This window comes from Cupriavidus sp. 05L310 (genome assembly GCF_056398185.1).
The window spans coordinates 64,767-89,352 of the sequence record NZ_JBFTOX010000005.1 but is presented as its reverse complement, the minus strand read 5'-3'; the positions used below and the strand labels follow the sequence as shown (position 1 = coordinate 89,352).

Here is a 24,586-nt window from a genome sequence, read left to right as displayed (position 1 = left end):
GCCGCGCAACTTCGCAATGATGGGTTTCGTGGTGGGCGCGGTGGCCCGCGCTCAGTCGCCCGTGGCCTCGCGCATGTCATGGTAGTGAACCGCACAACACCATCGTCAGATTCGTGTTCGCTGACCGGGCCAAGGGGCCCACCACGAAACGAGGACGGCTGTATTCCGTCAAGGCAAGCGCCGGTACGGCAGGGTGTCGAATGGCAGGGTATTTGCCGTCAGAGACAAAAACCACGAAACCAGCAAAGCATGAGATAGCGCAGCCCGTTGCATCGCGAACGGCAGATGGCCGAATGGGCACGGCGCCCGCCATCGGGGGCCGCACCACGAAACCACTGGGTCATGCAGTCGTGCTGCCGTTAAAGCCGGTAGAGCATGCCAGCCGAAGCCACTGCCCGTACGACGGAATCACTGCCGCCGAATCGCCTGATGGCTCTGCCCCCGGCAGGGTCGGCTTTCTTCTCGTTAGTCTTCTTTGCCGAAGCAAAGAAGAGTGACCGGCGTCCCCCGCAGGGGGATGTCGTACGCTGTTGGGTCCAAAAGCCAACACCGAACACCAAACAGCGAGAACCCCAGAGAACCTGCAGAGAACCTCAGAACCCCCCCTCTCAATCCGTAGTACTAGGACTCCAAAACGCCTGATGAACAAACTCCGCCTCAGCCAACCGCGCCATCAACCGATCCAACACATCCCCATCGACGGAAGTCGAAGTCAACACCGCCTCAATCTCCACATCGCTATCCCCAAACGCATGCACCTCAAGATCCCGCGTAGGATAATTCCCCGCCTCCAGCGTCTGCTCCAGCAACCGCAAGGCCTGTTTCTGCGAAGCACGCGGCGCGATCACATAGACCGTATTGGTGACTTCCACCGCAGGCGTATCCATTGGCTGCTGGTTGATCCGGTTAACCACCGGCCTGAGCAACGTATTGGCGGCCAGCACGAACAGGCACCCCAGCCCGGCCTCCAGTATCAGGTCAGCACCGGCGCTGGCGCCGATCGCCGCCGAGCCCCATAGCGTGGCGGCGGTATTCAGCCCGCGCACATTCCCTTCCTCGCGCATGATCACCCCGGCGCCGAGGAAGCCGATCCCCGACACCACATAGGCCACCACCCGCACCGCGCCGTCGTGCCCGGCCATGCGGTTGGCCATGTCGACGAAGATGGCGGCGCCCACCGCCACCAGCACATTGGTGCGCAGGCCGGCGGTGCGTTGGCGGATCTGCCGCTCGTAGCCGATCACCGCGCCCAGCACAAAGGCGGTGGTCAGGCTGACGGTGGTGTCGAGCAGCGAGTCCAGGTTGATGTTCTGGAAAGCTTGGAGGGACATGATGGTTTTCCCCGGTCTTGAAAGTTATTGTTTTTGGTACCTGTCATTCTGTCGTGCCTGCTTTTACGCCCGCCAGGTGTCATCCTGATGTCACGGGCGGCGCCCCCCGCAAGGGTGGCGGGGGCGCCGCCGGGCGTTTACTGCCACCCGAACCGCCGGATATAGAAGCGCTTGACCACCGTCACCAGCAAGGCGTAACCCAGCACGATGCCGATCATCCAGGGAAAATAGCCCGGCGGCAATGCCTCCAGCTTGAAGTATGCCGCCAGCGGTCCCATCGGCAGCCAGATGCCCACCGCCATGATCGCCACGGTGGCAATGGTCAGCGGCCAGGCCGCGCGGCTCTGGATAAAGGGCAGCCTGGGCGTGCGGATCATATGCACGATCAGCGTTTGCGTGAGCAGCCCGACCACGAACCAGCCGGACTGGAACAGCGCCTGCGCCTCCACGCTGTTGGCGGCGAACACGTACCACATCACCACATAGGTCGTGATATCGAAGATCGAGCTGATCGGGCCGAACACCACCATGAAGCGGCCGATATCGCCCGGGTTCCAGCGCAGCGGGCGCGAGACCAGTTCCTTGTCCACGCGATCGAACGGGATGGCGATCTGCGAGACGTCGTACAGCAGGTTCTGCACCAGCAGTTGCAGCGGCAGCATCGGCAGGAACGGCAGGAAGGCGCTGGCCACCAGCACGGAGAAGACGTTGCCGAAATTGGAGCTGGCCGTCATGCGGATGTACTTCAGCATATTGCAGAAGGTGCGGCGGCCTTCGATCACGCCTTCCTCCAGCACCATCAGGCTCTTTTCCAGCAGGATGAGGTCGGCGGCTTCCTTGGCGATATCCACCGCGCTGTCCACCGAGATGCCGATGTCGGCCGCGCGCAGCGCGGGCGCGTCGTTGATGCCGTCGCCCATGAAGCCAACCACGTGGCCGTTGGCGCGCAGCGCCAGCACCAGTTGCTCCTTGTGCAGCGGCGACAGTTTGGCGAACACATTGTGCTCTTCCACCGCGCGCGCCAGCGTGGGCGCGTCCATCTTCTCGATGTCCGGCCCCAGCAGCACGCGCGTGACGGGCAGCCCCACTTCGCGGCAGATCTTGGCGGTGACCAGCTCGTTGTCGCCGGTCAGCACTTTGACCGTAACGCCGTGTTCCGCCAGCGCTTGCAGCGCGGGGCGGGTGGAGTCCTTGGGCGGATCGAGAAAGGCAATGTAGCCCACCAGGGTCAGCTCGCATTCGTCGGCCACGCCGTACTGCGTCTGCGTGGTGGGCGTTTCCTTCATCGCCACCGCCACCACGCGCAAGCCTTCCTCGTTGAGGTCGTGCGTCACCTGGCGCACGCGTGCCAGCATACCGGCGTCCAGCGCCTGCGCCGTGCCATCGATCTGCACGCGCGAGCAGATGCCCAGCATTTCCTCGACCGCGCCCTTGCAGATCAGTTCGTTGTGGTCCTCGCGCTCGGCCACCACCACCGACATGCGCCGCCGCTCGAAATCGAAGGGGATCTCATCGACCTTGCGGTAATGCTGCGTCAGCTTCAACTCGCTTTGCAACTCCACATGATCGAGCACCGCGCGGTCAAGCAGGTTCTTCAGCCCGGTCTGGTAGTAGCTGTTCAGGTAGGCGTGCTTGAGCACGTCGGTGCTCACGCGGCCGAGCACGTCGGTATGCCGCTCCAGCACGATCTTGTCCTGGGTCAGCGTGCCGGTCTTGTCGGTGCACAACACGTCCATCGCGCCGAAATTCTGGATGGCGTCGAGCCGCTTCACGATCACCTTGCGCCGCGACAGCATCACCGCGCCCTTGGCCAGCGTGGAGGTGACGATCATCGGTAGCATCTCCGGCGTCAGGCCCACCGCCACCGATAGCGCGAACAGGAAGGCCTGCATCCAGTCGCCCTTGGTGAAGCCGTTGACCAGCAGCACCAGCGGCGCCATCACCAGCGCGAAACGGATCAGCAGCCAACTCACCTGGTTGACGCCGGCCTGGAAGGCGGTGGCCGAGCGTTCGGTGCTGGTGACGCGCGCGGCGAGCGTGCCGAAGTAGGTCTGGTTGCCGGTGGCAAGCACCACGGCGGTGGCCGCGCCCGAGACCACATTGGTGCCCATGAAGACGATGTTGGAGAGTTCGAGCGGGCTGTCCTGCCGGTCGCGCAGTTCCGCGAATTTTTCCACGGGCAGCGATTCCCCCGTCATTGCCGCCTGGCTGATGAAGAGGTCCTTGGCGGCGATGATGCGGCAGTCGGCGGGAATCATGTCGCCGGCGGAAAGCGCTACCAGGTCGCCCGGCACCAGTTTGCGGATCGGCACTTCGATCCTGGCCGGCGGGCGGGAGTGCACGTGCACGTTGAAGTATTCCGCGCTGACGGCGGCAACGCCGGCGGCCAGGTCGCGGCGGATCACCGTGGCGGTGGTGCTGACCATGGCCTTGAGGCTTTCCGCGGCCTGGTTGGAGCGCCGTTCCTGGACGAAGCGCAGGATGGTGGACAACGTCACCATGGTGCCGATGACCAGCGTTGCTTTCATGTCCTCGGTGAAATAGGAAATCACCGCCAGCAGCGTCAGCAGCAGATTGAACGGGTTGCTGTAGGAATGCCACAGGTGCAGCCATGCAGGCAGCGGCTTCTCATGGTCGACTTCGTTGGGGCCGAACTGCTTGAGCCGTTCCTCCATCTCGGCGCCGGTCAGGCCGTCCTCGTGCGAGCGCATCCGTACCAGCACGTCAGGCACGTCTTCTCTGGCGGCGCGCTTCAGGGATTGCGCCAGTTGCTCCGGCACCGTGCGTGAGGGGCCCGGTTTGCCCAGCGACTCAAACATCGCCAGCCGGCGGAAGTGGTGGGTCGCCCGGCGCGTGCGCAGGAAGGCGACGAAGAGCGTTTTCATCAGGTTCATCGGTGCGGTTTCCCAGTGGTTCCCGGCGAGCCGGGCGGCGATGCGTGATCGGGGCGGCTAGGGCGAGGCGCCGCCATGGACGGATACTGCAAGTGCAAGAACAGGGGGGCAGCGTGGGAGGCCAGCCTCGCCAGGGCTCGTACGCAGGTGCGAGCCGGCGTGCCGGCAATGCGGCGCCAGGCCGGGTGCGAGCGTCAGCCCGGCGGGGGGCGGTGCGCGTCGTCATGACGCGCTTCGGCAGGACAGACCGGCGGCAGCGCCAGTGCGAGCAGCAGCACGGCGGCGCGGCCGGGGCGGCCGGCGTGCCAGCGCAGCATCTGCAGCGCCAGCAAGGCGTGTTGTGCGATGAGGAGAGACGGCATGAGGCCTCCTTGCGCGATGGCCCGAAGGCGCGCGCTGGCAGGGGCGGGTACCACATCGCGGGGCGCGGACGAGCGCGCTCCGTGGCTGGATAGCCGCAGGCTTTTGCAACGAACTGGGAGGGAGTCGCACGGAGAACCCGTGCAACGGACCACTACCCGCCGGTATCGGCTAGGCAGTGGCGATAAGACGCCTGGACTTGCCTAGCCGTTCAGAGTTTGGCCGGAGGCCAACTAGAACAACTGTCCATGGAGATGACTCCGTAGCGATAACGGGGCGAAGCGTAGCAAAGCCGATGCGCGCTTGGCAACCCTTTTCTTCCGGCTTCGTCGCGCGCTAAGACGAGTCCTAAATTTCATGCCGTTCGGACCGTGCGCCGCTACGCCGGCGTGTCCGCGGGTGCGATCTCGTTGCGCTTTCATATGGCGCCTCGCACCAACCTTTGTCAGAATAGGGGGCTGCGATCCGCGCGGCATCGCGTTGTGCCCTGCACGCACCGGATCCCTTCGGTTTCCTGTGTTCCTCAACCAGCAAGAAGTCTATGACCATAGTGCTCCCAAGTGAAACGCAGGCTGCCTTGCGTGAGTTGATCCTGCTGATTTCCTTGCACGATCAGGATGCCGCGGAAGAATACTGGGCCTCGTTTCAGCGGGCGCTAGCGCGCGCTGAAACAGGCTGCGACGGCCAAATGCTGCTGTGGCCCCTGAATGAGGCGATCGGCCATGCGGCGGGCTTCTACGTGGAATGGAAGGACACTGCCGCCCTGGTCCGCAGCGTGCAGGCTCTGTGCGACCGCGTCGGCGTGCGTGTCGGCTGGGGCGTGACCGATCCGCTTTCAAGTGCCTTTCTCGCGCGGCACGATGTGCCGCAATTGATGGCCATCGCGCAGGCTTCATTGCGCGCGGCGGGCTTTACTTTGTGGTGCTGGGACACACAGGCCGATGCCTACGCAGGATGGATGATCCGCAGCCGCGACGAGGCCGCGCTGGCTGAACTCGCCAGCCGCCTGCACCTGATGATCGATCCCGCCGACGAAACCTACTGAGCCGCCGCCGCGGCCCCGCACTTGCAAACGGGGCCGCGGCGCGAATGTCGCTCGCATTCACATTTGTTGACATTTGCGCGCGTTGCGCATTGCCGTCGGCTTTCCCGTTCGCCGACCTTGGCTCGCGCAGCTAAAGCCAGCCTCCTCCACGATCCGCCGGATGCGTTCGGCCTGGCTCTTATCGTTTCCCACCGAAGCACGCGCCGTTCCCTTGAGGACAACATTGTGGCGGGCGCCGGGCAAGCCGCGTCAGTCCCCTCGCGTTACCACAATCGCAAGGCGCTAACCTGTTCGCCGAGGTGTCCCTTGCGGCATCTCATACCCGCCGGCAGCAGTGCCCCCTGCTGCCGTTTTGCCAACCAGGCCATGCAATGTGGCCTGGCTTTTTTGCCTGGGAGCGGCACTTACCCCGGCGTGCGTGATTGCGCCGCGCCGGCGCCGACGTACAATGCTGCGCCGGGGCTCGCCAGGGCCCTCACCCGGTTCGCCAATCCGCATCAACTCCTAGCCGCCAATCACGATGGAAAGCGCCGTCACCGAGATTTTCTACCGCCTTTCCACGGCGTTCTTCTGGCCGGTCGCGCTGGCGCTGCTGGCGTTGTTTGTCCTTTCGCTGGCCGATCTCGGCAGCCTGCTGGTGCAGTCGCGCCGCCGCGCCAATGCGCCGGCCAGCGATCTGCCCGCGCTGGCCAATGCGCTGGCCGCCAGCCTGCGCAACGGCACGCGGCCGCATCTGGGCGCGGCATCGTTGTCGCCTTCGCTCGCCCGATTCTGGGACATGCTGGAAGCACGGCTGGCCCGGCTCGATTCGCACGAACACCTCGACCTGTGGCTGGATGAAACGCTGCAACGCGAGGAAATGCGCGTGGCCAACCGGCTCGATCTGACCCGCACGCTGGTTCGCATCGCGCCGATGCTGGGCCTGGCCGGCACCATCATCCCGCTCGGGCCGGCGCTGCAATCGCTGCTGGCCGGCGACATGGCCGGCATGGTCAATCACCTGGTGATTGGCTTCGGCGCAGTGGTCTGCGGACTGGTGCTGGGCGGCATCGCCTACGTGCTGACGCTGACCCGCGAACGTTGGGCGCGGGTCGACCTCAAGGAAATGGAAAACCTGTGCGAGCTGGTGCTGCGGGCCTTGCCCGAGGCAGCGCATGTTCGCGGCGCGGCGCAGTTCGCCGGAGCGCACGCCTGATGGACGCGGGTCAAGGACACCAGTTCAGGCGCCGGCGCTTTGTGCGGCGCCGCCGCGCGCAGGGCGAGCTGGCGTCGGTGCACCGGGAAGACCCGCTGGCCGGCGTCGCCAACCTGTTCGACGCCTCCATCGTCTTTGCCGTGGGCCTGATGGTGGCGCTCACGCAAGCCTTCAGCCTGACCCAACTGCTCAATCCCGATTCGCAATTCACCATGGTCCAGCGCGACCCGCGGACCGGCGAGCTGCAGTTGCTGGAGAAGAACCGCAGGGAGGTCAAGGTCAGCAAAATGTCCGCGCAGCAAAAGACCGGCGAGGGCACGCGGCTGGGCGTGGCCTACCAGTTGCCGGACGGCAGCGTGGTGTATGTGCCGGAAGGCGCGGCGCCGGGCACCCGGCCTGTCCCGGCGGCATCGGCGCCGGCTGCGCGTTGATGGGTTCGATGCCGCGCACGCCGTTCACGGTGTCCCTCGCACCGATGACGATGCTGGCGGATGCGATGTTCCGGTCCCGCCCGTTGCATTGGCTGTTGCTCGCGCTTGTCCTGCTGTGCGGGCGAGCCCACGCGGCGGGGTTGGTGCAACCCGCAGCCGATGGCGGCCGTGCCCCTGTCCGCGTGTTGCTGATCACTACCAATACCCATCTGCTGCCCGCCGCCGAGGCGCGCCTGCGTGAACTGGCGGGACCGGGCAGGGTGCGGCTCGACGCCGTCACCACGGCGCCCGATCCCGCGCAGGTGGCCGCCGCCGATGTCGTCTACGCCTACTTCGCGCCAACTGCCGTGCTCCGGCAGGTGGCACCGGCTGTGCGCCAGGCGCGGCAGCGCGGCGCGCTGGTGCTGGCGGCGCCGGCCGCCTCCGCCGAGGCCGCCTGGGGCATCGGCATGGACGCCGCGCGTAACCAGGCCGCCGAGGCTTACTGGAGCGCCGGCGGCGCCGACAACCTGGCCGGCTGGCTGGCCTGGCTGGTGGCCGCGGTGCGCGGGGAGCAAGCCATCGCCGTGCCGCCGCCGCGCCCGCTGCCCACGGCCGGCATCTATCATCCGCGCGCCGCGCAGCCCTTCGCCACGCTCAAGGACTACCTGGCCTGGTATCGCGGCGGCGGAGCCGGCGGCCTGCCTGCACAGGCGCCGCTGGTCGGCATCGCCTTCTACGCCAGCAACTATCGGCAGCAGGACCTTGCGCATATCGATGCCCTGATCGCGGCGCTGGAGCGCCAGGGCATCGGCGCGGTGCCGGCGTTTGGCTGGCCGCTGTCCGGGCTGGAACCGATGCTGGCGGCCGACGGCCACAGCCCTTTGCGCGCGCTGCTGACGCTGAACCTCACTATCAGCCGGGCCGAAGACAAGTCCTGGCTGGAACGCCGGGGCCTGCATGCCATCAACCTGATCGCCACGCGCGACAGCCAGGAAGCGTGGCGCGCGGACGTGCGCGGCATCGGCGGCGAGCGGTTGCCGCTGCTGCTCAACACGCCCGAGCGTGCCGGCGCCACGGAGCCGATCCTGTTCGCCACGCTGGAGGACGAGGGCGGCGCCAAGACCAGCCGGGCCGTGCCGGAGCGCGCGGACGCCGCGGTGGCCCGCGTGCGGCGCTGGATCGCGCTGCAGGACAAGCCCGCGGCGGACAAGCGCATCGCCATCCTCTACTACAACAACCCGCCGGGCCGCGGCAATATCGGCGCCAGTTACCTGGCCACGCTGCCGTCGCTGGTGCAAATCATGGCGCGCCTGCGGGAAGCCGGCTACCGCACCGGCACCGCGTTGCCGGACACGGCCGAACTCACCGCGCTGCTGGAACGCAACGGCCGCAACATGGAAGAATGGTCGCCCGGCGAACTGGCAGAGATGGTGTCGCGCGGCAGGGTCAGCTTGCTGCCGATGCCGCAGTACAAGCGCTGGTTCGACGCCTTGCCGGCGGCGTTCCGCCAGTCGGTGCTGGCAGCCTGGGGGCCGCCGGAGCGCAATCCGCTGATGCTGGTTGGCGATGGCCACGGCGGGCAGGATTTCGTCATTCCGGGCCTGCGCTTCGGCAACCTGTTCGTCGGCCCCCAGCCGCTGCGCTCCACGTTCGCGCGTGCGATGGACAGCTCGCACGATACGGTGACCCCGCCGCCGCACTCCTATATCGCGGCCTACCTCTGGTGCCGCCACGCCTTTGGCGCCGACGCGATGGTCCACGTTGGCCGCCACGGCACGCTGGAATGGCTGCCGGGCAAACAGGTGGGGCAGAGCGGCGGCGACAGTGCCGAAGTGCTGCTGGGCGACCTGCCCAACGCCTACTACTACATCCAGGACGGCGGCGGCGAGGCGATCCAGGCCAAGCGCCGCAGCGCGGCCGTGCTGGTCAGCCACCTGACGCCGCTGATCGCCCGCGCGGGCTGGCCGGACGCGCTGGCGAAGCTGGACGAAGTGATCGAGCAGCAGGAAGCCGCCGCCGACAGCTCTCCGGCACTTGCCGAGCAATACCGTTTGCAGGCACTGGCGCAGATCCGCGCGCTGGGCCTGGACCGCCAGCTCGGGCTGGACCTCGGCGCGCCCTGGGCGCAGGTCGAGCCGGTGATCCACCGCTTCCTGCACAAGGTCGAGGCCGAGCCGGTGCCGCTGGGCATCCATGCGCTAGGCGAACTGCCACCGCCGGATATCCAGCAGCAGGCGCTGGCCACCGTGCTGGGGAGCGCCTTTGACGCGGGCGAGACGCGCCGCATCGGCCAGGATACCTTGTCCCGCTGGGCGGGCGCGCTGGTGGAGGGACGCGAGCCCGACACCGCCGGCGTCGGCGATGGGCAGCCGCTGGCGGACAAGGCGAAGGCCGCGTTGTCGATGGCGCGGGAGTGGCTGGCGCGGTTGCGCGAATCGCCGCGCCGCGAACTCGACGGCCTGATCACCGTGCTGGCGGGCCGCTACTTGCCGACCGCGCCGCTGGGCGATCCGGTTCGCACCCCGCAGGGCCTGCCCACCGGGCGCAACTTGCATGCCTTCGACGGCGCGCTGATCCCCACGCCGGCCGCCTGGGCACTCGGCAAGCAACTGGCGGCGCAGACACTGGCGCGCTATCGCGAGGAAACCGGCGCCGCGCCGGAACAGGTGTCGATGGTGCTGTGGTACGGCGAGACCGAACGCCACCAGGGCGCGATGGAGAGCGAGGCGCTTTACCTGATGGGCGTGGAGCCGGTCTGGAATGCCCGCGGCGTGGTTGAGGATGTGCGCCTGATTCCCGATGCCGAACTCGGCCGCCCGCGCGTGAACGTGCTGTTCACCATTTCCGGCATTTACCGCGACGGTTTCGGCGACAAGGTGGCGCTGCTGGACAAGGCCGCGCGCCTGGCCGCCGCCGCCGGCGACAACGCCATCAGCCGCCACGACCGCGAGGCGCGGGCAACGCTGCTGGCGGCCGGCGTGGAACCGCAACTGGCCGGCCGCCTGGCCCGCGCCCGCGTGTTTGCCGCCAAGCCCGGCAACTACAGCATCGGCGTGCAGCAGATGGTGGAGCAGAGCAAGGATGTGCCGCAGGCCGGGGAACAGCCGGGCGCGCTGGCGCGGCAATACCTGCGCTATATGAACTTCGCGTTTTCAAGCGAAGGCTGGGGCGAAACCGCGCCGCAGGCGCTGGCCAGCCATCTCAAGTCCAACCAGGCCGTGCTGTTCTCGCGCGCCAGCACGCTGTACGGCGCGCTCGACAACGACGATACCTACCAGTACGCCGGCGGCCTGAACATGGCCACGCGCGCGGTCAGCGGGCAGGCGCCGCGCTTCTGGCTGCACAACCTGCGCCGCGCCGGCGAGGAGCAGACTGTCGATGCCCGCACCTGGCTGGCAACCGAGCTCAACGCGCGCAACTGGAACCCGCGCTGGATCGAAAACATGCAGCGCTCCGGCTATGCCGGCGCGCGCGAGATGTTCAAGGAGATCGAGCATCTCTATGGCTTCCAGGCCACGAGCCCGGAGCAGATGAGCGGCAGCTTCTGGCAGAACACGTATGAAGTCTACGTGGCCGACAAGCACGGGCTGGGCATGGACCGCTTCTTTTCGCAAAGCAACCCGCACGCGCGGCAGGGCATCCTGGCACGGTTGCTTGAGGTGGACCGGCAGGGCAGCTATCGCTTCACGGCGCAAGAGCGCGCCGATATGGCGCGGCGCTATGTGGAATCGGTCAACCGCGACGGACTGTCGTGCTCGGCCAATAGCTGCGGCAATCCGGTGCTGATGCAATACATCGCCGGGCTGGGGCAGCAAGCCCGGCTGCCGTCGGATACGCTGCGCGCATTCGCCGAGCGGCTGGCGCGCGCCATGCCGGGGCGGGAGCCGGCCGCGCAGGGCGCACGCGCGGGATTGGCCGAGACGCTTGCGGCACGGCCTGCGCGCCAGGCCGCGCCGCAGCCACCGGCGCCGCGTCCCTCCACCGAGCCGGCCACCGGGCCAGTCACCGGCCATTTGCTGGAAAGCCGCGTGCTCAAGCTCGCGCCGCCCGCGCCCCTGACGGGCCTTGCGCCCCGCGAGGCACTCCGGGCCGCCGTGCTGATGCTGCTGCTGGTTGGCGCCGGCGCGGGCGCCGAGTGGTGGCGCGGCCGGCGGCGCGGACCGGCGCAAAGCTGACGCGGCGCCGGTGGACAGCACCTCCGTATCTCTTTATGCTGATCCCCTCGCAGCGGCCGGGACCGCCGCCGCTTACCGGCTGCGTGGTGCATAACTTGCCAAACGCCCGCATCGCTTCGCAAGCCCCGGTTCAACCCCAACGCCGAATTCGCAAATCCGCCCATGCAGACCCGTAAAATCCCCGCCACCATCGTCACCGGCTTCCTTGGCAGCGGCAAGACCACCTTGCTGCGCCATATCCTTGAAAACGCCGGCGGCCGCCGCATCGCGGTGATCGTCAACGAGTTCGGCGAACTGGGCATCGACGGCGAGATCCTCAAGGGCTGCGGCATCGGCTGCGACGAGTCCGGCGAGAGCAATGGCCAGCTCTACGAACTGGCCAACGGCTGCCTGTGCTGCACGGTGCAGGAGGAATTCTTCCCGGTGATGGAGCAATTGCTGGAGCGGCGCGCCGACATCGACCATGTGCTGATCGAAACATCCGGCCTGGCGCTGCCCAAGCCGCTGGTGCAGGCCTTCAACTGGCCCAGCATCAAGAGCGCCTTCACGGTCGACGCGGTGGTCACCGTGGTGGACGGCGCCGCGGCCGCCGCCGGCCAGTTCGCCGCCGATCCGGACGCCGTGGACGCGCAGCGCAAGGCCGACCCCAATCTCGACCACGAATCCCCGCTGCATGAACTGTTCGAAGACCAGCTAGGCGCCGCCGACCTCGTCATCCTCAACAAGACCGACCTGATCGACGCGGCGCAGCGCGCCGAAGTGGAAGCGCTGATCCGTCCGGAAATCCCCGCCGAAGTGAAGATCGTCGGCGCGCAGGGCGGCAAGCTGGATATCGGGCTGCTGCTGGGGCTGAACCGTGCCTCGGAGGAGAGCATTCACCTGCGGCCCGACCACCACGGCTCGGCGGACGATCCCGATCACGCCGACCACCATCACGACGAGTTCGATTCGGTGGTGGTGGAGCTCGGCGAGGTGGACCGCGATCCACTGATCGATGGCCTGCGCCAACTGGTGGAAAGCCATACGATCTACCGCATCAAGGGCTTCGCCGCGTTGCCGGGCAAGGGCATGCGCCTGGTGCTGCATGGCGTGGGCCGCCGCTTCGACAGCTACTTCGACCGCCGCTGGCAAGCGGGCGAGACGCAGTCCACCCGCATCGTGCTGATCGGGCAGGATCTTGACCAGCCCGCCCTGCAGGCCGCCTTGCAAACCGCGCTGGCGGGCGCCGTGCGCGTGGCTTGAGGCAGACCCTAGCCCAGGCACCCGATGCATCTGCTTTCCACCCGCCCGGGCGGCTTCGTCGACGATAACGCCGGCGTGGTGCGCATCGAGCAGAGCCCGGCCGAGATCGTGGTGCTGAGCGCGGCGGATACCACGCTGTCGCTGCTGGCCGGCGTCTTTCCGCGCCTGGGCGCGGACTTCCCCACGGTGCGGCTGGCCAACCAGATGTACCTGCGCCAGCCGGCCTCGCTCGACATGTACGTCGACGATGTGCTGCAGCACGCGCGGGTGGTGGTGGTCGATCATCTCGGCGGCGATAGCGACTGGGCTTACGGCCTGGAGCGGCTGTCCGAACTGGCGCGCGCGCGCGGCCAGTTGCTGGTGATGTTCTCTGGCGACCTGGCCGAAGATGCCAACCTGCTTGCGCGCAGCAATGCGCCGCAAGCGCTGGCCAGCAACCTGTGGCGCTACCTGCGCGAAGGCGGCGCGGACAACGCGGAACAGTTCTTCCGCTGCCTCGCGCACCATGCCTTTGGCTGGGGCGAGCCGGCATTGCAGCCGCGCGTGCTGCCGCAGGCAGCGATCTATCATCCGGCGCACGGCGTGGCCACGGCGGCGGACTGGCAGCGCGAATGGGAGCGTGACGGCCATCCGGACGGGCCGGTGGTGGCGCTGGTCTTTTACCGCTCGCACCTGCAGGCCGGCAACACGGCCGTGTTCGATGCCCTGATCGCGGCCTTGCGCGCCGAGGGCATGCGCCCGCTGCCGCTGGCGGTCAGTTCGCTCAAGGACACGCTGTGCCGCGACGTCATGCAGCACTTGTGCGCGGAGCACGGCGCGGCGCTGGTGCTCAACACGACGGCGTTCGCGGTTTCCTCGCTCGATGCGCCCGAATCGCCGCAACTTGCCGGCGATGCGCCCGTGCTGCAGGTCATCCTGAGCGGCGGCAACCGCGAGGACTGGCTGCGCGACAGCCAGGGACTCGGGGCGCGCGATGTCGCCATGCATATCGCCATGCCCGAGGTCGATGGCCGCATCATCACGCGCGCGGTCAGCTTCAAGGGACTGGCCTATCGCTGTCCTTACACCGAGGTCGACGTGGTGCGCTACCAGCCTGACGCGGAGCGCATCGCCTTCGTGGCCGAGCTGGCCCGCCGCTGGTGCCGCCTGCGGCAGCTCGGCAATGCGGACAAGCGCGTAGCGCTGGTGCTGGCCAACTATCCGGCCAACGAAGGGCGCATCGGCAACGGCGTGGGCCTGGATACGCCCGCCTCGGCCGTGGGTATTCTCGCCATGCTGCGCGAACAGGGGTACCACTGCGAAGGCTTGCCGGCGGACGGCGACGACCTGATGCGCGGGCTGACCCGGGGCATCACCAACGACCTGGCGCAACGCGACCTGCGGCCGGCTTTCCAGAGCCTGCCGATGGCGGACTACCTGCGGCAACTGGCCGCCCTGCCGGAAGAGAACCGGCGCGCCATTGCCGAACGCTGGGGCCGCCCGGAACAGGATCCGATGGTGCGCGAAGGCCGTTTCATGATCGCCGGCGTGCGCAGCGGCCATTTGTTCGTGGGGCTGCAGCCGGCCCGCGCGTACGCGCTGCCCGGCGAAGCGGGCACCCAGGGCTATGCCAGCTACCACGATGCCGATCTGGTGCCGCCGCACGGCTACCTGGCCTTCTATTTCTGGCTGCGCCACAGTTTCGGCGCCGATGCCATCGTCCATGTGGGCAAGCATGGCAACCTGGAGTGGCTGCCCGGCAAGAGCGTGGCGCTGGCCGACAGCTGCTGGCCGGATGCCATCCTGGGGCCGCTGCCGCATCTCTATCCCTTTATCGTCAACGACCCGGGCGAGGGCGCGCAGGCCAAGCGGCGCGCGCAGGCCGTCATCATCGACCACCTGATGCCGCCGCTCACGCGCGCCGAGAACTACGGCCCGCTGCAAGACCTGGAGCGCCAGGTCGACGAATACTACGAGGCGCTGGCGGTGGACCCGCGCCGCGCGCGGCTGCTGCGCAAGGCCATCCTGACGCTGATCGTCGACCAGCAACTGCATCGCGAGCTCGGGCTGGATGCCCCCGCCGACAGCGATGGCGAGGACGCGCTGCTCAACCGCACCGACGCTTACCTGTGCGAGCTGAAGGAATCGCAGATCCGCGATGGCCTGCATGTTTTCGGCGTGTCGCCGGCGGGCCGCCAGCGGCGCGACACGCTGCTCGCGCTCGGGCGCTTTCCGGTGGGCGACGGCAAGGGCGCGCAGGCCAGCTTGCTGACGGCGCTGGCCGCCGACCTGGCGCTGGGCGGCGGCTTCGATCCGCTCGATGCCGACTGGTCCGCGCCATGGGAAGGGCCGCGTCCGGCGCAAATGGCGGCGCTCGACGCGGGGCCGTGGCGCCATCATGGCGATACGCGCGAGCGGCTGGAGATGTTGGCCACGGCATTGCTTGACGCGGCGGACGCCGGTGACGGCATGGCGCGTTCCCTGCCGCGGACCGCTGCCGTGCTGGCACGCCTGCAGCGGGACGTGATGCCGCGCCTGGATGCCTGCGGCCCGCAGGAAATGCTGCAACTGTCGCGCGGGCTGGCCGGGCGCTTCGTCCCGCCCGGCCCCAGCGGCGCGCCTTCGCGCGGACGGCCCGATGTACTGCCTACCGGGCGCAATTTCTACTCGGTCGATACGCGCGCGGTGCCCACCCGCACGGCCTGGACGCTGGGCCTGAAGTCCGCCAGCCAGCTGATCGAGCGCCACTTGCAGGAGCACGGCGAATATCCGCAGTCGATCGGGCTTTCCGTATGGGGCACCGCCACCATGCGCAGCGGCGGCGACGACATCGCGCAAGCGTTCGCCTTGCTGGGCGTGCGGCCGAAGTGGGCGCCCGGCAGCTACCGCGTGACCGATTTCGAGATCCTGCCGATGACGATCTTCGACCGCCCGCGCATTGATGTGACCTTGCGCGTGTCGGGTTTTTTCCGCGATGCCTTCGCCAACGTCATGCGCCTGTTCGATGCCGCCGTGCAGGCGGTGGCCGAACTGGACGAGCCGGCCGAACTCAACCCGGTGCGAGCACGCGTGCAAAGCGAGCGAGCGCGGCTGGAAGCGCAGGGCGTGCCGGCCGCCGAGGCGCGCCGCCGCGCGGGCTGGCGCGTGTTCGGCGCGCGGCCGGGCGGATACGGCACGGGCCTGCAGGATCTGATCGAAAGCCGCAACTGGCAGGACGACCACGATCTCGCCCAGGCTTACCTGCATGCCGGCGGCTACGCCTACGGACAGGGCACGGATGGCGTCGAAGCGCGCGCCAGCTTTGCCGAACGGCTGGCCAGCCTGGATGCGGTGGTGCAGAACCAGGACAACCGCGAGCACGACCTGCTCGACGCCAACGATTACTACCAGTTCCAGGGCGGCATGGTGGCCGCCGCGCGCGCGTTCGGCGGTGCCCAGCCGGCCATCTATCACGGCGATCACAGCAATCCGGCGGCGCCGCGCATCCGTACCCTGCAGGAAGAAATCAGCCGCGTGATCCGCGCGCGCGTGGTCAATCCCAAGTGGATCGACGGCGTCAAGCGGCATGGCTACAAGGGCGCCTTCGAGATGGCCGCCACCGTGGACTACCTGTTCGGATTCGATGCCACCACGCGCGTGGTGGCCGACCACCAGTACGCCCTGGTGACCGATGCCTATGTGAACGACGCGGACACCCGCGCCTTCCTGCGGCAGCACAATCCGCGCGCGCTGCACGCCATCTGCGAGCGCTTGCTCGAAGCGGTGCAACGTGGCCTGTGGCAGGAGCCGGGCGCACGCCGCGCCCAATTGGAACAACACCTGCTCGACAGCGAGCAGGCGCTTGAAGGAATGCCCTCATGAATGCGACCGCCCGGCTCCTGCGCGTGCCGTTTCCCTTCAGTGCCCTGGTGGGGCAGCAGCGTCTGCGGCAAGCGCTGCTGCTCGCCGCGGTGGACCCCGGCATCGGCGGCGTACTGGTCAGCGGCCCGCGCGGCACGGCCAAGTCGACCGCCGCGCGCGCGCTGGCCGAACTGCTGCCAGAGGGCCAGTTCGTCACGCTGCCGCTGGGCGCCAGCGAAGAGCAACTGACCGGCACGCTTGACCTAGGCCATGTGCTGCAGCAGAACGAGGTACGCTTCGCGCCCGGCCTGCTGGCGCGAGCGCACCAGGGGGTGTTGTACGTGGACGAGGTGAACCTGCTGCAGGATCACCTGGTCGACCAGTTGCTCGATGTAGCCGCCAGCGGCGTCAACGTGGTGGAGCGCGACGGCGTGTCGCACCAGCACGAGGCGCGCTTCGTGCTGGTCGGCACCATGAACCCGGAGGAGGGCGAGTTGCGTCCGCAACTTCTGGACCGCTTCGGTCTGGCGCTGGCGCTGGAGAACTGCACCGATCCCGCGCAGCGCCAGGCCATCGTCAAGGCGCGGCTGGCGTTCGACAGCGATCCCGGGGCGCTGCGCGCGCGCTTTGCCGCCGAGCAGGACACGCTGACGCGGCAGGTGCGGCTGGCGCGCGCGGCGCTGCCGTCGCTATCGTTCAGCGATGCCGTGCACGAGCATGTCAGCGCGCTGTGCCTGGCCGCTGCCGTCGACGGCGTGCGCGCCGACCTGGTGATGCTGCGCGCGGCGCGCGCGCTGGCGGCCCTGCAATGCGATGCGGCGGTGGTGCCGGCGCATGTGGATGCCGTCGCGGAACTGGTGCTGCACCATCGGCGCCAGGCGGCGCCCGATGCCGACAGGCATGGCGATGCCAGCGATGCCGGGGAATCCAGCCGTGCCAGCGATGGCGGGGGCGATAGGGCAGATACCGGCGCGGCGGGCGCCGGCAACCCCTGGGGAGCGCTTCCGCCGCCGTCGGCGGCCAGCACGACGGGCATCGCCGCCGTCAAATCCGTGAGGCCGCTGCCCGCAAAAAAAGCCTGAGCCACCGGCAGGCCGCCGCCGATTCCGGGCAAGGCGGCAACCGGTGGCAGGCACCCCGTTTCGCCTCTCCCCGAGGCCTCCCGGCAGGCCTGCGCATCCACTGGCCGCGCACGCTCGCGGCCAAGCGCACCGAACCGCTGGCCGCCGGCCACCTCCGCATGCGAACCCAGCAGGCACATGCCGGCGTGTTGCATTGTTTCGTGCTCGACTGCTCGGCATCGATGCTCCATGGCCGCCAATTGGCGCTTGCGAAAGGCGTGCTCCTGCGCTTGCTGGAGCGCGCCTACCAGGCGCGCGCCGAAGTGGCGCTGGTGTGCTTCGCCGGAGGCCGGGCGGAGGTGCGCCTGCAGCCAGCGCGGGCCCGTCCGTGGAGCGAAGCCTGGATCCGCCCGATTGCCGGTGGCGGCGGTACGCCGCTGGCGCTTGGCATGGAGCGTGCCGGCCAGCTGCTGGCGCAGGCTGCGCACCGCCGTCCGGCGCAGCAGCGCTGGTTGTGGCTGCTAAGCGATGGCCGCAGCATGGAGCAGCCGCCGCGTCCGCATGGGGCAGATGCGGTGATGGTGGTGGATTTCGAGCGGCAGGCGGTGGCGTTGGGGCGTTGCCGGCATTTGGCGCAGAGGTGGGAGGGAGAGTATCTGGTGGCGGATGCGTTGATCGGGTGAGATACCAGCACTGTATGTTTATACAGTGTGGTGTAGGATGCCATTTCCTCCGCCGGATCATGAGCGTGAAAGCGAAACGTACACTCGGTGGCCTGGATGGCGGCCTTGGGCGTTGGCGTCAGGCTTGTCATTCGTATAGTCAGGCTATACATTTCTCATGATTTTGCAATGAGCAAAAGCTTCGCTCACTCCGGCCTGCAGCGATTCTTCGAGACCGGATCGAAAGCCGGGATTCAGCCTCGGCATGCCGAGAAACTTCGGATACAGCTTGGTGCTTTAGACCACGCCATCAAGCCGGAGGACATGGGCGTGCCCAGTTGGAGATTGCACGAACTCAAAGGCCGCATGGCCGGACACTGGTCAATCAGCGTCAATGGGAATTGGCGCATTACCTTCAGATTCGAGGATGGTGATGCGCTGGTTGTGGACTACCGCGACTACCACTGACCCTCAAAGTACTGACATCAAGGAGCCCATCATGACTCGGATGCACAAGCCTCCGCATCCCGGCACGGTCCTCGCTGAATGGCTGGCGGGCCTCGACGACATGACGATCACGGCGTTCGCCGAGCACATCGAAGTGACGCGTGCCACGCTCTCCCGTATCGTGAACGGCCATGCGGCAATTACGCCCGATATTGCCATTCGCCTGGAAGAAGCGTTGGGTGCCAGCCGCGAGATGTGGTGCGGTATGCAGACGGCCTACGACCTCTGGATGGCCGCGCAGAAGCCCCGGAAACACATCAAGCCGATTGCTCGTCCGGTCATGGACGAAGCGGAGCCGTCCTGCGCATAGGGCACCGGCGGGAAGCCCATATAAGTTCCGCTCCGGCCACACTCGCTCAATGGCTTGAGCAAGGGCGCCGATGTGGTTCCCATTTCAGCGAGCGGCGCAGGTCCGCCTCGCCAGACCTCACCCCATCCGCACCTTGATCTCATCGTAGCGCCGGACCCGGTACACCACCATCGAGATCAGCCAGCTCAGCACGAACACGCCGATGATCACATAGCCGAGCATGCCGAAATGTTCGTTCAGCTCCCCGATCACGTCCCACAGGCCGCCTTCCAGCCCGAGCTTGTCGGCGATTAGTCCGAGCGCTTCGATGCCACCGATCACTACCGCGACGATCACCGATACCAGCGTGATGGTCATGTTGTAGTAGAGCTTGCGGATCGGCTTGGTGAAGGCCCAGCCGTAGGCGCCCAGCATCAGGATGCCGTCGGTGGTGTCCACCAGCGACATGCCGGCGGTGAACAGCGCGGGGAACACCATGATGGTCCAGAACGGCACGCCTTTTGCCGCCTCCGCCGCCGATAGCCCGAACAGCGCCACCTCGGTGGCGGTATCGAAGCCGAGGCCGAACAGCAGCCCCATCGGGAACAGGTGCCAGCTGCGGCTGGCCAGCCGGAACAGCGGGCGGAACAGCCGCGACAGCACGCCGCGGTTGTTCAGCAGCAGGTCCAGGTCCTGCTCCTTGAGCGCCTCGCCGCGCTTGACCGCCCGGAAGGCGCGCCACACGGAGATCAGGATCAGCAGGTTGAAGAAGGCCAGCAGGAACAGGAACAGCGCGGACACGCTGGTGCCGATCATGCCGCCCACGGCTTTCATGTCCGCAAAGCGCGTTTGCAGCGCGGCGGCGGCAACGGCGATGCCGATCGACATCAGCGTGACCACGGTGGAATGGCCGAGCGAGAAGAAGAAGCCGACCGTCACCGGGCGCTTGCCTTCCTGCATCAGCTTGCGCGTGACGTTGTCGATGGCTGCGATATGGTCGGCATCGACGGCGTGGCGCAGGCCGAGCGTGTAGGCCAGGACCGCCGAGGCCAGCAGCATGGGGTGCTCGCGGAACGCCACCAGCGCCCACACCCACGCCCCGGCGTTGGCGGCGATCAGGAAGACATAGAGCGCAATGACCTTGCGGCGCACGTCGGCGTCCTGGTCGTTGAAGATGCTGGCGAGGAAGCGAAACATGGGGGCTCCGTGAACGGTCCGGAATGTTGGGTAAATGGGCGACCGCCGGGATTCATGCCCGGCGGCGGCGCCTGCGAAACAACCTGCGCCAGCCGATCACCACGCCGCTGACAGCGCCTGCCAGCCCGACGATCGAAAGCAGCCAGACCGCCAGGTCCCAGGCGGGGCGATGCCGCAGCAGCCAGCCGAGATCCCAGCTATGCGCGGCATTGAACAACCACCGGTAGGCGCGCCGGCTGCTGTCGCTGCGGCCGAGCAGGTTGCCGTTGTCGGGATCGATATACGCCCAGGTTTCGGCGGCATCGTCAAAGCGCACGCGCAGCACCGGCAGCTTGCGCGGCTGGTGGTGGCTGTACCAGTAGGCGTCGTCTTGTTGCAGCAGGTCGCTGCCAGCGACAGCCGCGTCCGGCACCAGCCGGGCGGCAGCCTGCGCGAGCGCCCCGGCGGAGATCGCAAGCGGCGCCCCGGTGTCGGCACGGTAAGCCTGCGTCGTGACCGCGGCGCCGGCAGCGGCCCGCGCCACCAGCAAGACCGGCAATCCGGCCTGCCAGGCCATCTTGATTTCCCGCGGGGGCGCGCCGGTGCCAGGCGGCATCCCCGCAAGCGCCGTGGCGTCCCTGGCGGGAAAGCGCGGCAGGACTTCGCCCGCATAGCGCTCCAGCGCGGGCTGCGCAAACGCGCGCCCCGGAAACCACTGGTTGGGATTGACCGATAGCCAGCCGCTTGCCAGCCAGGCCAGCAGGAACAGCGAACCGGCCAGGCCGGCGATATGGTGCCAGGCCATCCAGCCGTGATAGGGCGAGGTGCCGCCGGCGCTGCCATGCGCAAAGCGGCGGCGCACGCGCAGGCGCAGCCAGCCGATCCAGATGCCGCTGATCGCCACGGCGATGCAGACGCCGGATGTCCACAGCACCACCTGCCGCCACAGCGGCGGATCGGCCCGCACCGGCGTGAAGTAAAGCCAGTGCGGGACCGCGCCAAGCCAGTTCCAGAATCGCTCGTTGCGGTTCGTGTCGCGCATGACTTCGCCGGTGCGCGCGGAGACATACAGCTCGGTGCCGGCGGCATCGTCCAGCGCAATGCGGTGCAGCGGGCGCCAGGGATTCAGTCCGTTGGGCACGGTCCACTGGTCCCGCTCGGCGGTCTCGATCCAGCGCGCGCCGGCGGCGCCGGAGAAGCGCCGGGCGATCTCTTGCGCGGCGGGGGCATCCACCTGTTCGATGCGGGCCGCGTTGCGCGCGGACACGGTGTGTGGCTTCCCGTTCCAGTCGACCATGCGATAGACGGGGTGCGCGCCCATCATTTCCAGGCGCAGGCTGCGCGGAAAGCGGGCGAGGCCTGCGCCGGCCATCGCCGCATCGGGCGAGACCCGCACCGTGGCCACGTCCAGCGGCGGCAGCCCCGCGAGGCGCTCGGCGTCGGTCAGCGCGGGAAAGGCCACATACATCATGACCAGTCCCGACAGGAACCACATGGCGATCAGCAGGCAGCCGGCGATGCCGGCCCAGCGGTGCACCAGATAGAGCCAGCGGCGCGTGAAGCGCCAGCAGGACTCGCGCCAGGACAGGGGCGTGCTCGCCATGGCCTGGCCTAGAAGTAGAAATTGGCCGACAGCTCAGCGGCGCGCGGCCGTCCCAGCAGCCACTGGGCGCCGCTGTTGCCGGACGATTCGGCGTAGTCGCGATTGAACAGGTTGTAGACCCGCAGTGTCAGCGCCGTCTTGCGCGATATGCGCCATTGCAGCGAGGCATCGACCACCGTGTACGACGGCATGGCCGTCGTGTTGGCATTGTTGGTATAACGCTTGCCCACGTAGCGCAGGCCGCCGCCGGCCTGCCACCGCGGCGCGAAGGCCCAGGTCAGCCACAGGTTGGCCGCCTGCTGCGGCACGTTCGTCGGCACGTTGCCGTTGCGCGAGACCAGGGCGCCGTTCACGCTTTCGGTGAAGTCGTCGTACCGGGCCCGCAGCAAGGTGCCGTTGGCATCCACGCGCAGGCCGCGCATCAGTTCCACGCTGACCGAGGCTTCCAGCCCGCGCGAGGACTGCTCGCCTACCTGCACCGAGAGCGCCGGGTTGCCGGCATTGCGCGTGAGGAGGTTCTTCTTGACGATCTGGTAGGCGGCAAAGGTCCACTCGCCGCGCTGGTTCCAGAACGACTGCTTGACCCCGGCTTCGATCTGCCTGCCGGTAGCGAGCTTGAAGTCCTTTTGCGCATCCGAGGTGGTGATCAGTGCGCCAAGGGGGTCGGTGGCCGTGGCGTACTGCGCGTAGACGGAAAAGGCGGGTGTGAATTCGTAGACCGTGCCCGCGCGCCAGGTGACGTTGTTGAAGCTGCGGGTCCAGTCGTCGCCGGAGACCAGGTTGCCGCGCTCCAGTTCGGCATGGTCGAGCCGCACGCCGCCGATCACCGACCATTGCCGAGTCAGCTTGAGGCGGTCTTCGCCAAACAGCGCGTATTGCGTGGTGTGGGTACGGAAGCGCGGCGACGTGACGATGCCCGGCGGGCTGAAGAACTGGCCCGGATCGAACTGGTAGGCATTCACGGTGGAGGTACCGCCGTAGGGCGAGTTGTTGCTGTGGGTGAAGTTGATCCGGTTGACGTCGAATCCCACCAGGGCGGTATTGGCCATGCCGAACAGCTGCCCGTCGATCTTCAGGTCGGCGCGGTCGCCCACCTGCTCCTGGTTGTGCAGGATTTCCAGGTAGTCGGTGCGGCGCACCTGGCCGGTTGCCGGCAGGAAGGTATAGGACTCGGCATCGCGCCAGTGGCGCTGGCTGGTGAGGTAGTAGAACTGGTTGCGCACCGTCACTCGTTCATTGGGCTGCCATTGCGCGGCGAGCCGGGTCCAGCGGTCGCGGTAGGTGATCTCGGCATCGCCGACGTTGTAGTTCTTCTTGCGCAGGGAGGTGTCCAGGCTGCCGCTGACCAGCGGCGTGCCCAGGTATTGCATCGGGTGCTGGTCGCCGTCGTCATAGGACAGCGTCATATTGAACTCCGGCGATACGTCGAGCCGCACCGCGGCCGACACCGCCAGGCTGCGCGAATCGCCCCGGTCCACCCAGCCGCCGGAGCGCGCGTAGTTGGCATTGAAGCGGTACGAGAGATTCTCGTTGACCGCGCCGCCGCTGTCGAAGGCGGCGCGCGCGGTGCGCTGGGTGCCGCCGGTGAGCTGCAGCTCGTTGGCGATCGGCGCGCGCAGCGGCTTCTTGGGGATCACGTTGACCACGCCGCCGATCGCGCCCTCGCCGTACATGACCGAGGCCGCGCCGCGCAGGACTTCGATGCGGTCCGCCGACCAGGTGTCGAAGGGGAAGGTCACGGTGCCGGAGGCGACGTAGAGCCGTGTGCCGTCGTACAGCTGCATCACCGAGCCTTGTCCGGAGAAGCCGCGCGCCGTGAGCGACGTGCCGCCGTTGCCGGGGGCGCCGTTGGAGGTTATGCCGGTGGTGCGGGTAACGGCTTCGCGCACCGACTGGTCGCCGCGCTCGCGTATCGTCTCGCCGGACAGCACCTCGACGCTGGCAGGCGTTTCCAGCGGGGTCAGGCCAAGCCGGCTGCCCGTGCCCGTGGGCTCCGACAGTGCCAGCCCTGGCAACTGCGAGTCACCGGTGACCATCACCGCCGGTAGCACCGTGGTGTCTTTCCGAGACGGCTGGGAGCGCTCCGAGGCTGGCGTATCGTCCGCGGCCCAGGCCGCGTCCGTGCCCAGCGTGGCAAAGGCCCCGAGCGAGAGCGCGAGCGCGCAGTGGTGCGCCAGCTTGCGCGGGGCGGGAGTGAAAAGGTGCCTGGAGGAGCCCGGCAGGGGGGTGCGGGCAATGCGAGGGCGCGCGGACATGGACTTTCCATCGTTGGCCGCAGGCGACCCCGCCTGGCGGCAATGAACGAAGAAGCCACGGACGAGCGCGCAGTGGCGGCGGGCCCATGGCCAGCCGCCTCACGCCTGGCCGCCCGTCCGCAGCCTCGGTGATCGGTCGAAGGCCGGTATCCGGGCTCGCAGGGGGACGCCTGCCACTGGGGCGCGTCCGGGGTGCCGCCTTCCCACGCATCGATGCGCAGTGGCTGCCGCTGCCTACGGGCGCGGCGTGACACCTTTGTACCTGCTGACCGTTGCGGGGGCAGCACAGGATTTGCCGCGGCCTGGCCGTGGCGCACCTGTTTCCCGTTTAACCCCCGCCGCTTGACGCGCGCGAGGGCACCTTCGAACCATTTGCATTCCAATTGCAATTCACTTGCAACAGTGAATCCGAATGCGAGGCGGATTGTAGCCGCATTCCAGTGGTTTTTGACAGGCATATTCGGGTGGCCGGCAATGCACCATGAGAGTGCCGGCGTCCTCGTCACGACGGGATCTCTCTTCACTGTGGTGCTTTGTACGATATAGATGCCGCTTCTTG

The 24,586-nt window shown here is 67.8% G+C and carries 16 protein-coding genes and 1 riboswitch; of the genes, 10 read left to right on the top strand and 6 right to left on the bottom strand.

Annotated features, from left to right (window positions below; translation table 11 throughout):
- Window positions 1–608: 608 nt before the first annotated feature.
- The 3 genes from AC1DS6_RS04650 to AC1DS6_RS04640 all read right to left on the bottom strand — a co-directional run bounded on the left by AC1DS6_RS04650 (window position 609) and on the right by AC1DS6_RS04640 (window position 4,587).
- A complete protein-coding gene (locus AC1DS6_RS04650; RefSeq protein ID WP_477102179.1) occupies window positions 609–1,331 on the bottom strand; it encodes an MgtC/SapB family protein in 723 nt (240 codons plus the stop codon).
- Between the two features lie 137 nt (window positions 1,332–1,468).
- Entirely contained in the window at window positions 1,469–4,225 is a 2,757-nt protein-coding gene (gene mgtA / locus AC1DS6_RS04645; protein WP_477102178.1) for a magnesium-translocating P-type ATPase, read from the bottom strand.
- 194 nt (window positions 4,226–4,419) lie between these two features.
- Window positions 4,420–4,587, bottom strand: coding sequence for a hypothetical protein (locus AC1DS6_RS04640; RefSeq protein ID WP_441636452.1), 168 nt, complete (start codon window positions 4,585–4,587; stop codon window positions 4,420–4,422).
- A 539-nt stretch (window positions 4,588–5,126) separates the two neighbouring features.
- Here AC1DS6_RS04640 and AC1DS6_RS04635 point away from each other — a divergent pair.
- The 10 genes from AC1DS6_RS04635 (at window position 5,127) to AC1DS6_RS04590 (ending at window position 19,014) form a co-directional block, all read left to right on the top strand.
- Entirely contained in the window at window positions 5,127–5,630 is a 504-nt protein-coding gene (locus AC1DS6_RS04635) for a DUF6630 family protein (RefSeq protein WP_441636450.1), read from the top strand.
- Between the two features lie 520 nt (window positions 5,631–6,150).
- Window positions 6,151–6,825 carry a MotA/TolQ/ExbB proton channel family protein gene (locus AC1DS6_RS04630; protein ID WP_441636448.1) on the top strand — a complete coding sequence of 225 codons (675 nt, stop codon included), beginning with the start codon at window positions 6,151–6,153 and terminating at the stop codon, window positions 6,823–6,825.
- Window positions 6,825–7,256, top strand: coding sequence for a DUF2149 domain-containing protein (locus AC1DS6_RS04625; RefSeq protein ID WP_441636446.1), 432 nt, complete (start codon window positions 6,825–6,827; stop codon window positions 7,254–7,256). The genes AC1DS6_RS04630 and AC1DS6_RS04625 overlap by 1 nt, the downstream gene beginning before the upstream one ends.
- 8 nt (window positions 7,257–7,264) lie before the next feature.
- Window positions 7,265–11,413, top strand: coding sequence for a cobaltochelatase subunit CobN (locus AC1DS6_RS04620; protein WP_477102177.1), 4,149 nt, complete (start codon window positions 7,265–7,267; stop codon window positions 11,411–11,413).
- A gap of 162 nt (window positions 11,414–11,575) precedes the next feature.
- The gene (gene cobW, locus AC1DS6_RS04615) at window positions 11,576–12,655 is read left to right on the top strand and encodes a cobalamin biosynthesis protein CobW (protein WP_441632420.1); all 1,080 of its coding nucleotides are present in this window, start codon (window positions 11,576–11,578) and stop codon (window positions 12,653–12,655) included.
- Window positions 12,656–12,679: 24 nt separating this feature from the next.
- Complete coding sequence (cobN, locus tag AC1DS6_RS04610) at window positions 12,680–16,495, top strand: cobaltochelatase subunit CobN (protein WP_477102176.1); 3,816 nt, start codon at window positions 12,680–12,682, stop codon at window positions 16,493–16,495.
- Complete coding sequence (locus tag AC1DS6_RS04605; RefSeq protein ID WP_441632416.1) at window positions 16,492–17,556, top strand: magnesium chelatase ATPase subunit I; 1,065 nt, start codon at window positions 16,492–16,494, stop codon at window positions 17,554–17,556. Before cobN ends, AC1DS6_RS04605 begins: the two co-directional genes overlap by 4 nt.
- Before the next feature lie 158 nt (window positions 17,557–17,714).
- The gene (locus AC1DS6_RS04600; protein WP_441632414.1) at window positions 17,715–18,218 is read left to right on the top strand and encodes a vWA domain-containing protein; all 504 of its coding nucleotides are present in this window, start codon (window positions 17,715–17,717) and stop codon (window positions 18,216–18,218) included.
- Between the two features lie 168 nt (window positions 18,219–18,386).
- Entirely contained in the window at window positions 18,387–18,665 is a 279-nt protein-coding gene (locus AC1DS6_RS04595; protein WP_441632412.1) for a type II toxin-antitoxin system RelE/ParE family toxin, read from the top strand.
- Window positions 18,666–18,696: 31 nt separating this feature from the next.
- Window positions 18,697–19,014: a HigA family addiction module antitoxin gene (locus AC1DS6_RS04590; RefSeq protein WP_477102175.1), complete on the top strand. Its 318-nt coding sequence runs from the start codon at window positions 18,697–18,699 to the stop codon at window positions 19,012–19,014.
- 117 nt (window positions 19,015–19,131) lie between these two features.
- Here AC1DS6_RS04590 and AC1DS6_RS04585 read toward each other — a convergent pair whose 3' ends face one another.
- Genes AC1DS6_RS04585 through AC1DS6_RS04575 form a run of 3 tightly spaced genes read right to left on the bottom strand, consistent with a single transcriptional unit; the run spans window position 19,132 to window position 24,027 of the window.
- Window positions 19,132–20,190, bottom strand: coding sequence for a HoxN/HupN/NixA family nickel/cobalt transporter (locus tag AC1DS6_RS04585; protein ID WP_477102174.1), 1,059 nt, complete (start codon window positions 20,188–20,190; stop codon window positions 19,132–19,134).
- 52 nt (window positions 20,191–20,242) lie between these two features.
- Window positions 20,243–21,772, bottom strand: coding sequence for a PepSY domain-containing protein (locus tag AC1DS6_RS04580; protein WP_441632406.1), 1,530 nt, complete (start codon window positions 21,770–21,772; stop codon window positions 20,243–20,245).
- A gap of 8 nt (window positions 21,773–21,780) precedes the next feature.
- Window positions 21,781–24,027, bottom strand: coding sequence for a TonB-dependent receptor (locus AC1DS6_RS04575; RefSeq protein WP_477102173.1), 2,247 nt, complete (start codon window positions 24,025–24,027; stop codon window positions 21,781–21,783).
- A 124-nt stretch (window positions 24,028–24,151) separates the two neighbouring features.
- Window positions 24,152–24,407: riboswitch (cobalamin riboswitch) on the bottom strand.
- Window positions 24,408–24,586 lie beyond the last annotated feature (179 nt).

What these genes read in the sequence shown, in the direction of transcription:
- AC1DS6_RS04650 (WP_477102179.1), bottom strand. Translation starts at nt 1,331, where the DNA reads ATGTCCCTCCAAGCTTTCCAGAACATCAACCTGGACTCGCTGCTCGAC.
- mgtA (WP_477102178.1), bottom strand. Translation starts at nt 4,225, where the DNA reads ATGAACCTGATGAAAACGCTCTTCGTCGCCTTCCTGCGCACGCGCCGG.
- AC1DS6_RS04640 (WP_441636452.1), bottom strand. Translation starts at nt 4,587, where the DNA reads ATGCCGTCTCTCCTCATCGCACAACACGCCTTGCTGGCGCTGCAGATG.
- AC1DS6_RS04635 (WP_441636450.1), top strand. Translation starts at nt 5,127, where the DNA reads ATGACCATAGTGCTCCCAAGTGAAACGCAGGCTGCCTTGCGTGAGTTG.
- AC1DS6_RS04630 (WP_441636448.1), top strand. Translation starts at nt 6,151, where the DNA reads ATGGAAAGCGCCGTCACCGAGATTTTCTACCGCCTTTCCACGGCGTTC.
- AC1DS6_RS04625 (WP_441636446.1), top strand. Translation starts at nt 6,825, where the DNA reads ATGGACGCGGGTCAAGGACACCAGTTCAGGCGCCGGCGCTTTGTGCGG.
- AC1DS6_RS04620 (WP_477102177.1), top strand. Translation starts at nt 7,265, where the DNA reads ATGCCGCGCACGCCGTTCACGGTGTCCCTCGCACCGATGACGATGCTG.
- cobW (WP_441632420.1), top strand. Translation starts at nt 11,576, where the DNA reads ATGCAGACCCGTAAAATCCCCGCCACCATCGTCACCGGCTTCCTTGGC.
- cobN (WP_477102176.1), top strand. Translation starts at nt 12,680, where the DNA reads ATGCATCTGCTTTCCACCCGCCCGGGCGGCTTCGTCGACGATAACGCC.
- AC1DS6_RS04605 (WP_441632416.1), top strand. Translation starts at nt 16,492, where the DNA reads ATGAATGCGACCGCCCGGCTCCTGCGCGTGCCGTTTCCCTTCAGTGCC.
- AC1DS6_RS04600 (WP_441632414.1), top strand. Translation starts at nt 17,715, where the DNA reads ATGCGAACCCAGCAGGCACATGCCGGCGTGTTGCATTGTTTCGTGCTC.
- AC1DS6_RS04595 (WP_441632412.1), top strand. Translation starts at nt 18,387, where the DNA reads ATGAGCAAAAGCTTCGCTCACTCCGGCCTGCAGCGATTCTTCGAGACC.
- AC1DS6_RS04590 (WP_477102175.1), top strand. Translation starts at nt 18,697, where the DNA reads ATGACTCGGATGCACAAGCCTCCGCATCCCGGCACGGTCCTCGCTGAA.
- AC1DS6_RS04585 (WP_477102174.1), bottom strand. Translation starts at nt 20,190, where the DNA reads ATGTTTCGCTTCCTCGCCAGCATCTTCAACGACCAGGACGCCGACGTG.
- AC1DS6_RS04580 (WP_441632406.1), bottom strand. Translation starts at nt 21,772, where the DNA reads ATGGCGAGCACGCCCCTGTCCTGGCGCGAGTCCTGCTGGCGCTTCACG.
- AC1DS6_RS04575 (WP_477102173.1), bottom strand. Translation starts at nt 24,027, where the DNA reads ATGTCCGCGCGCCCTCGCATTGCCCGCACCCCCCTGCCGGGCTCCTCC.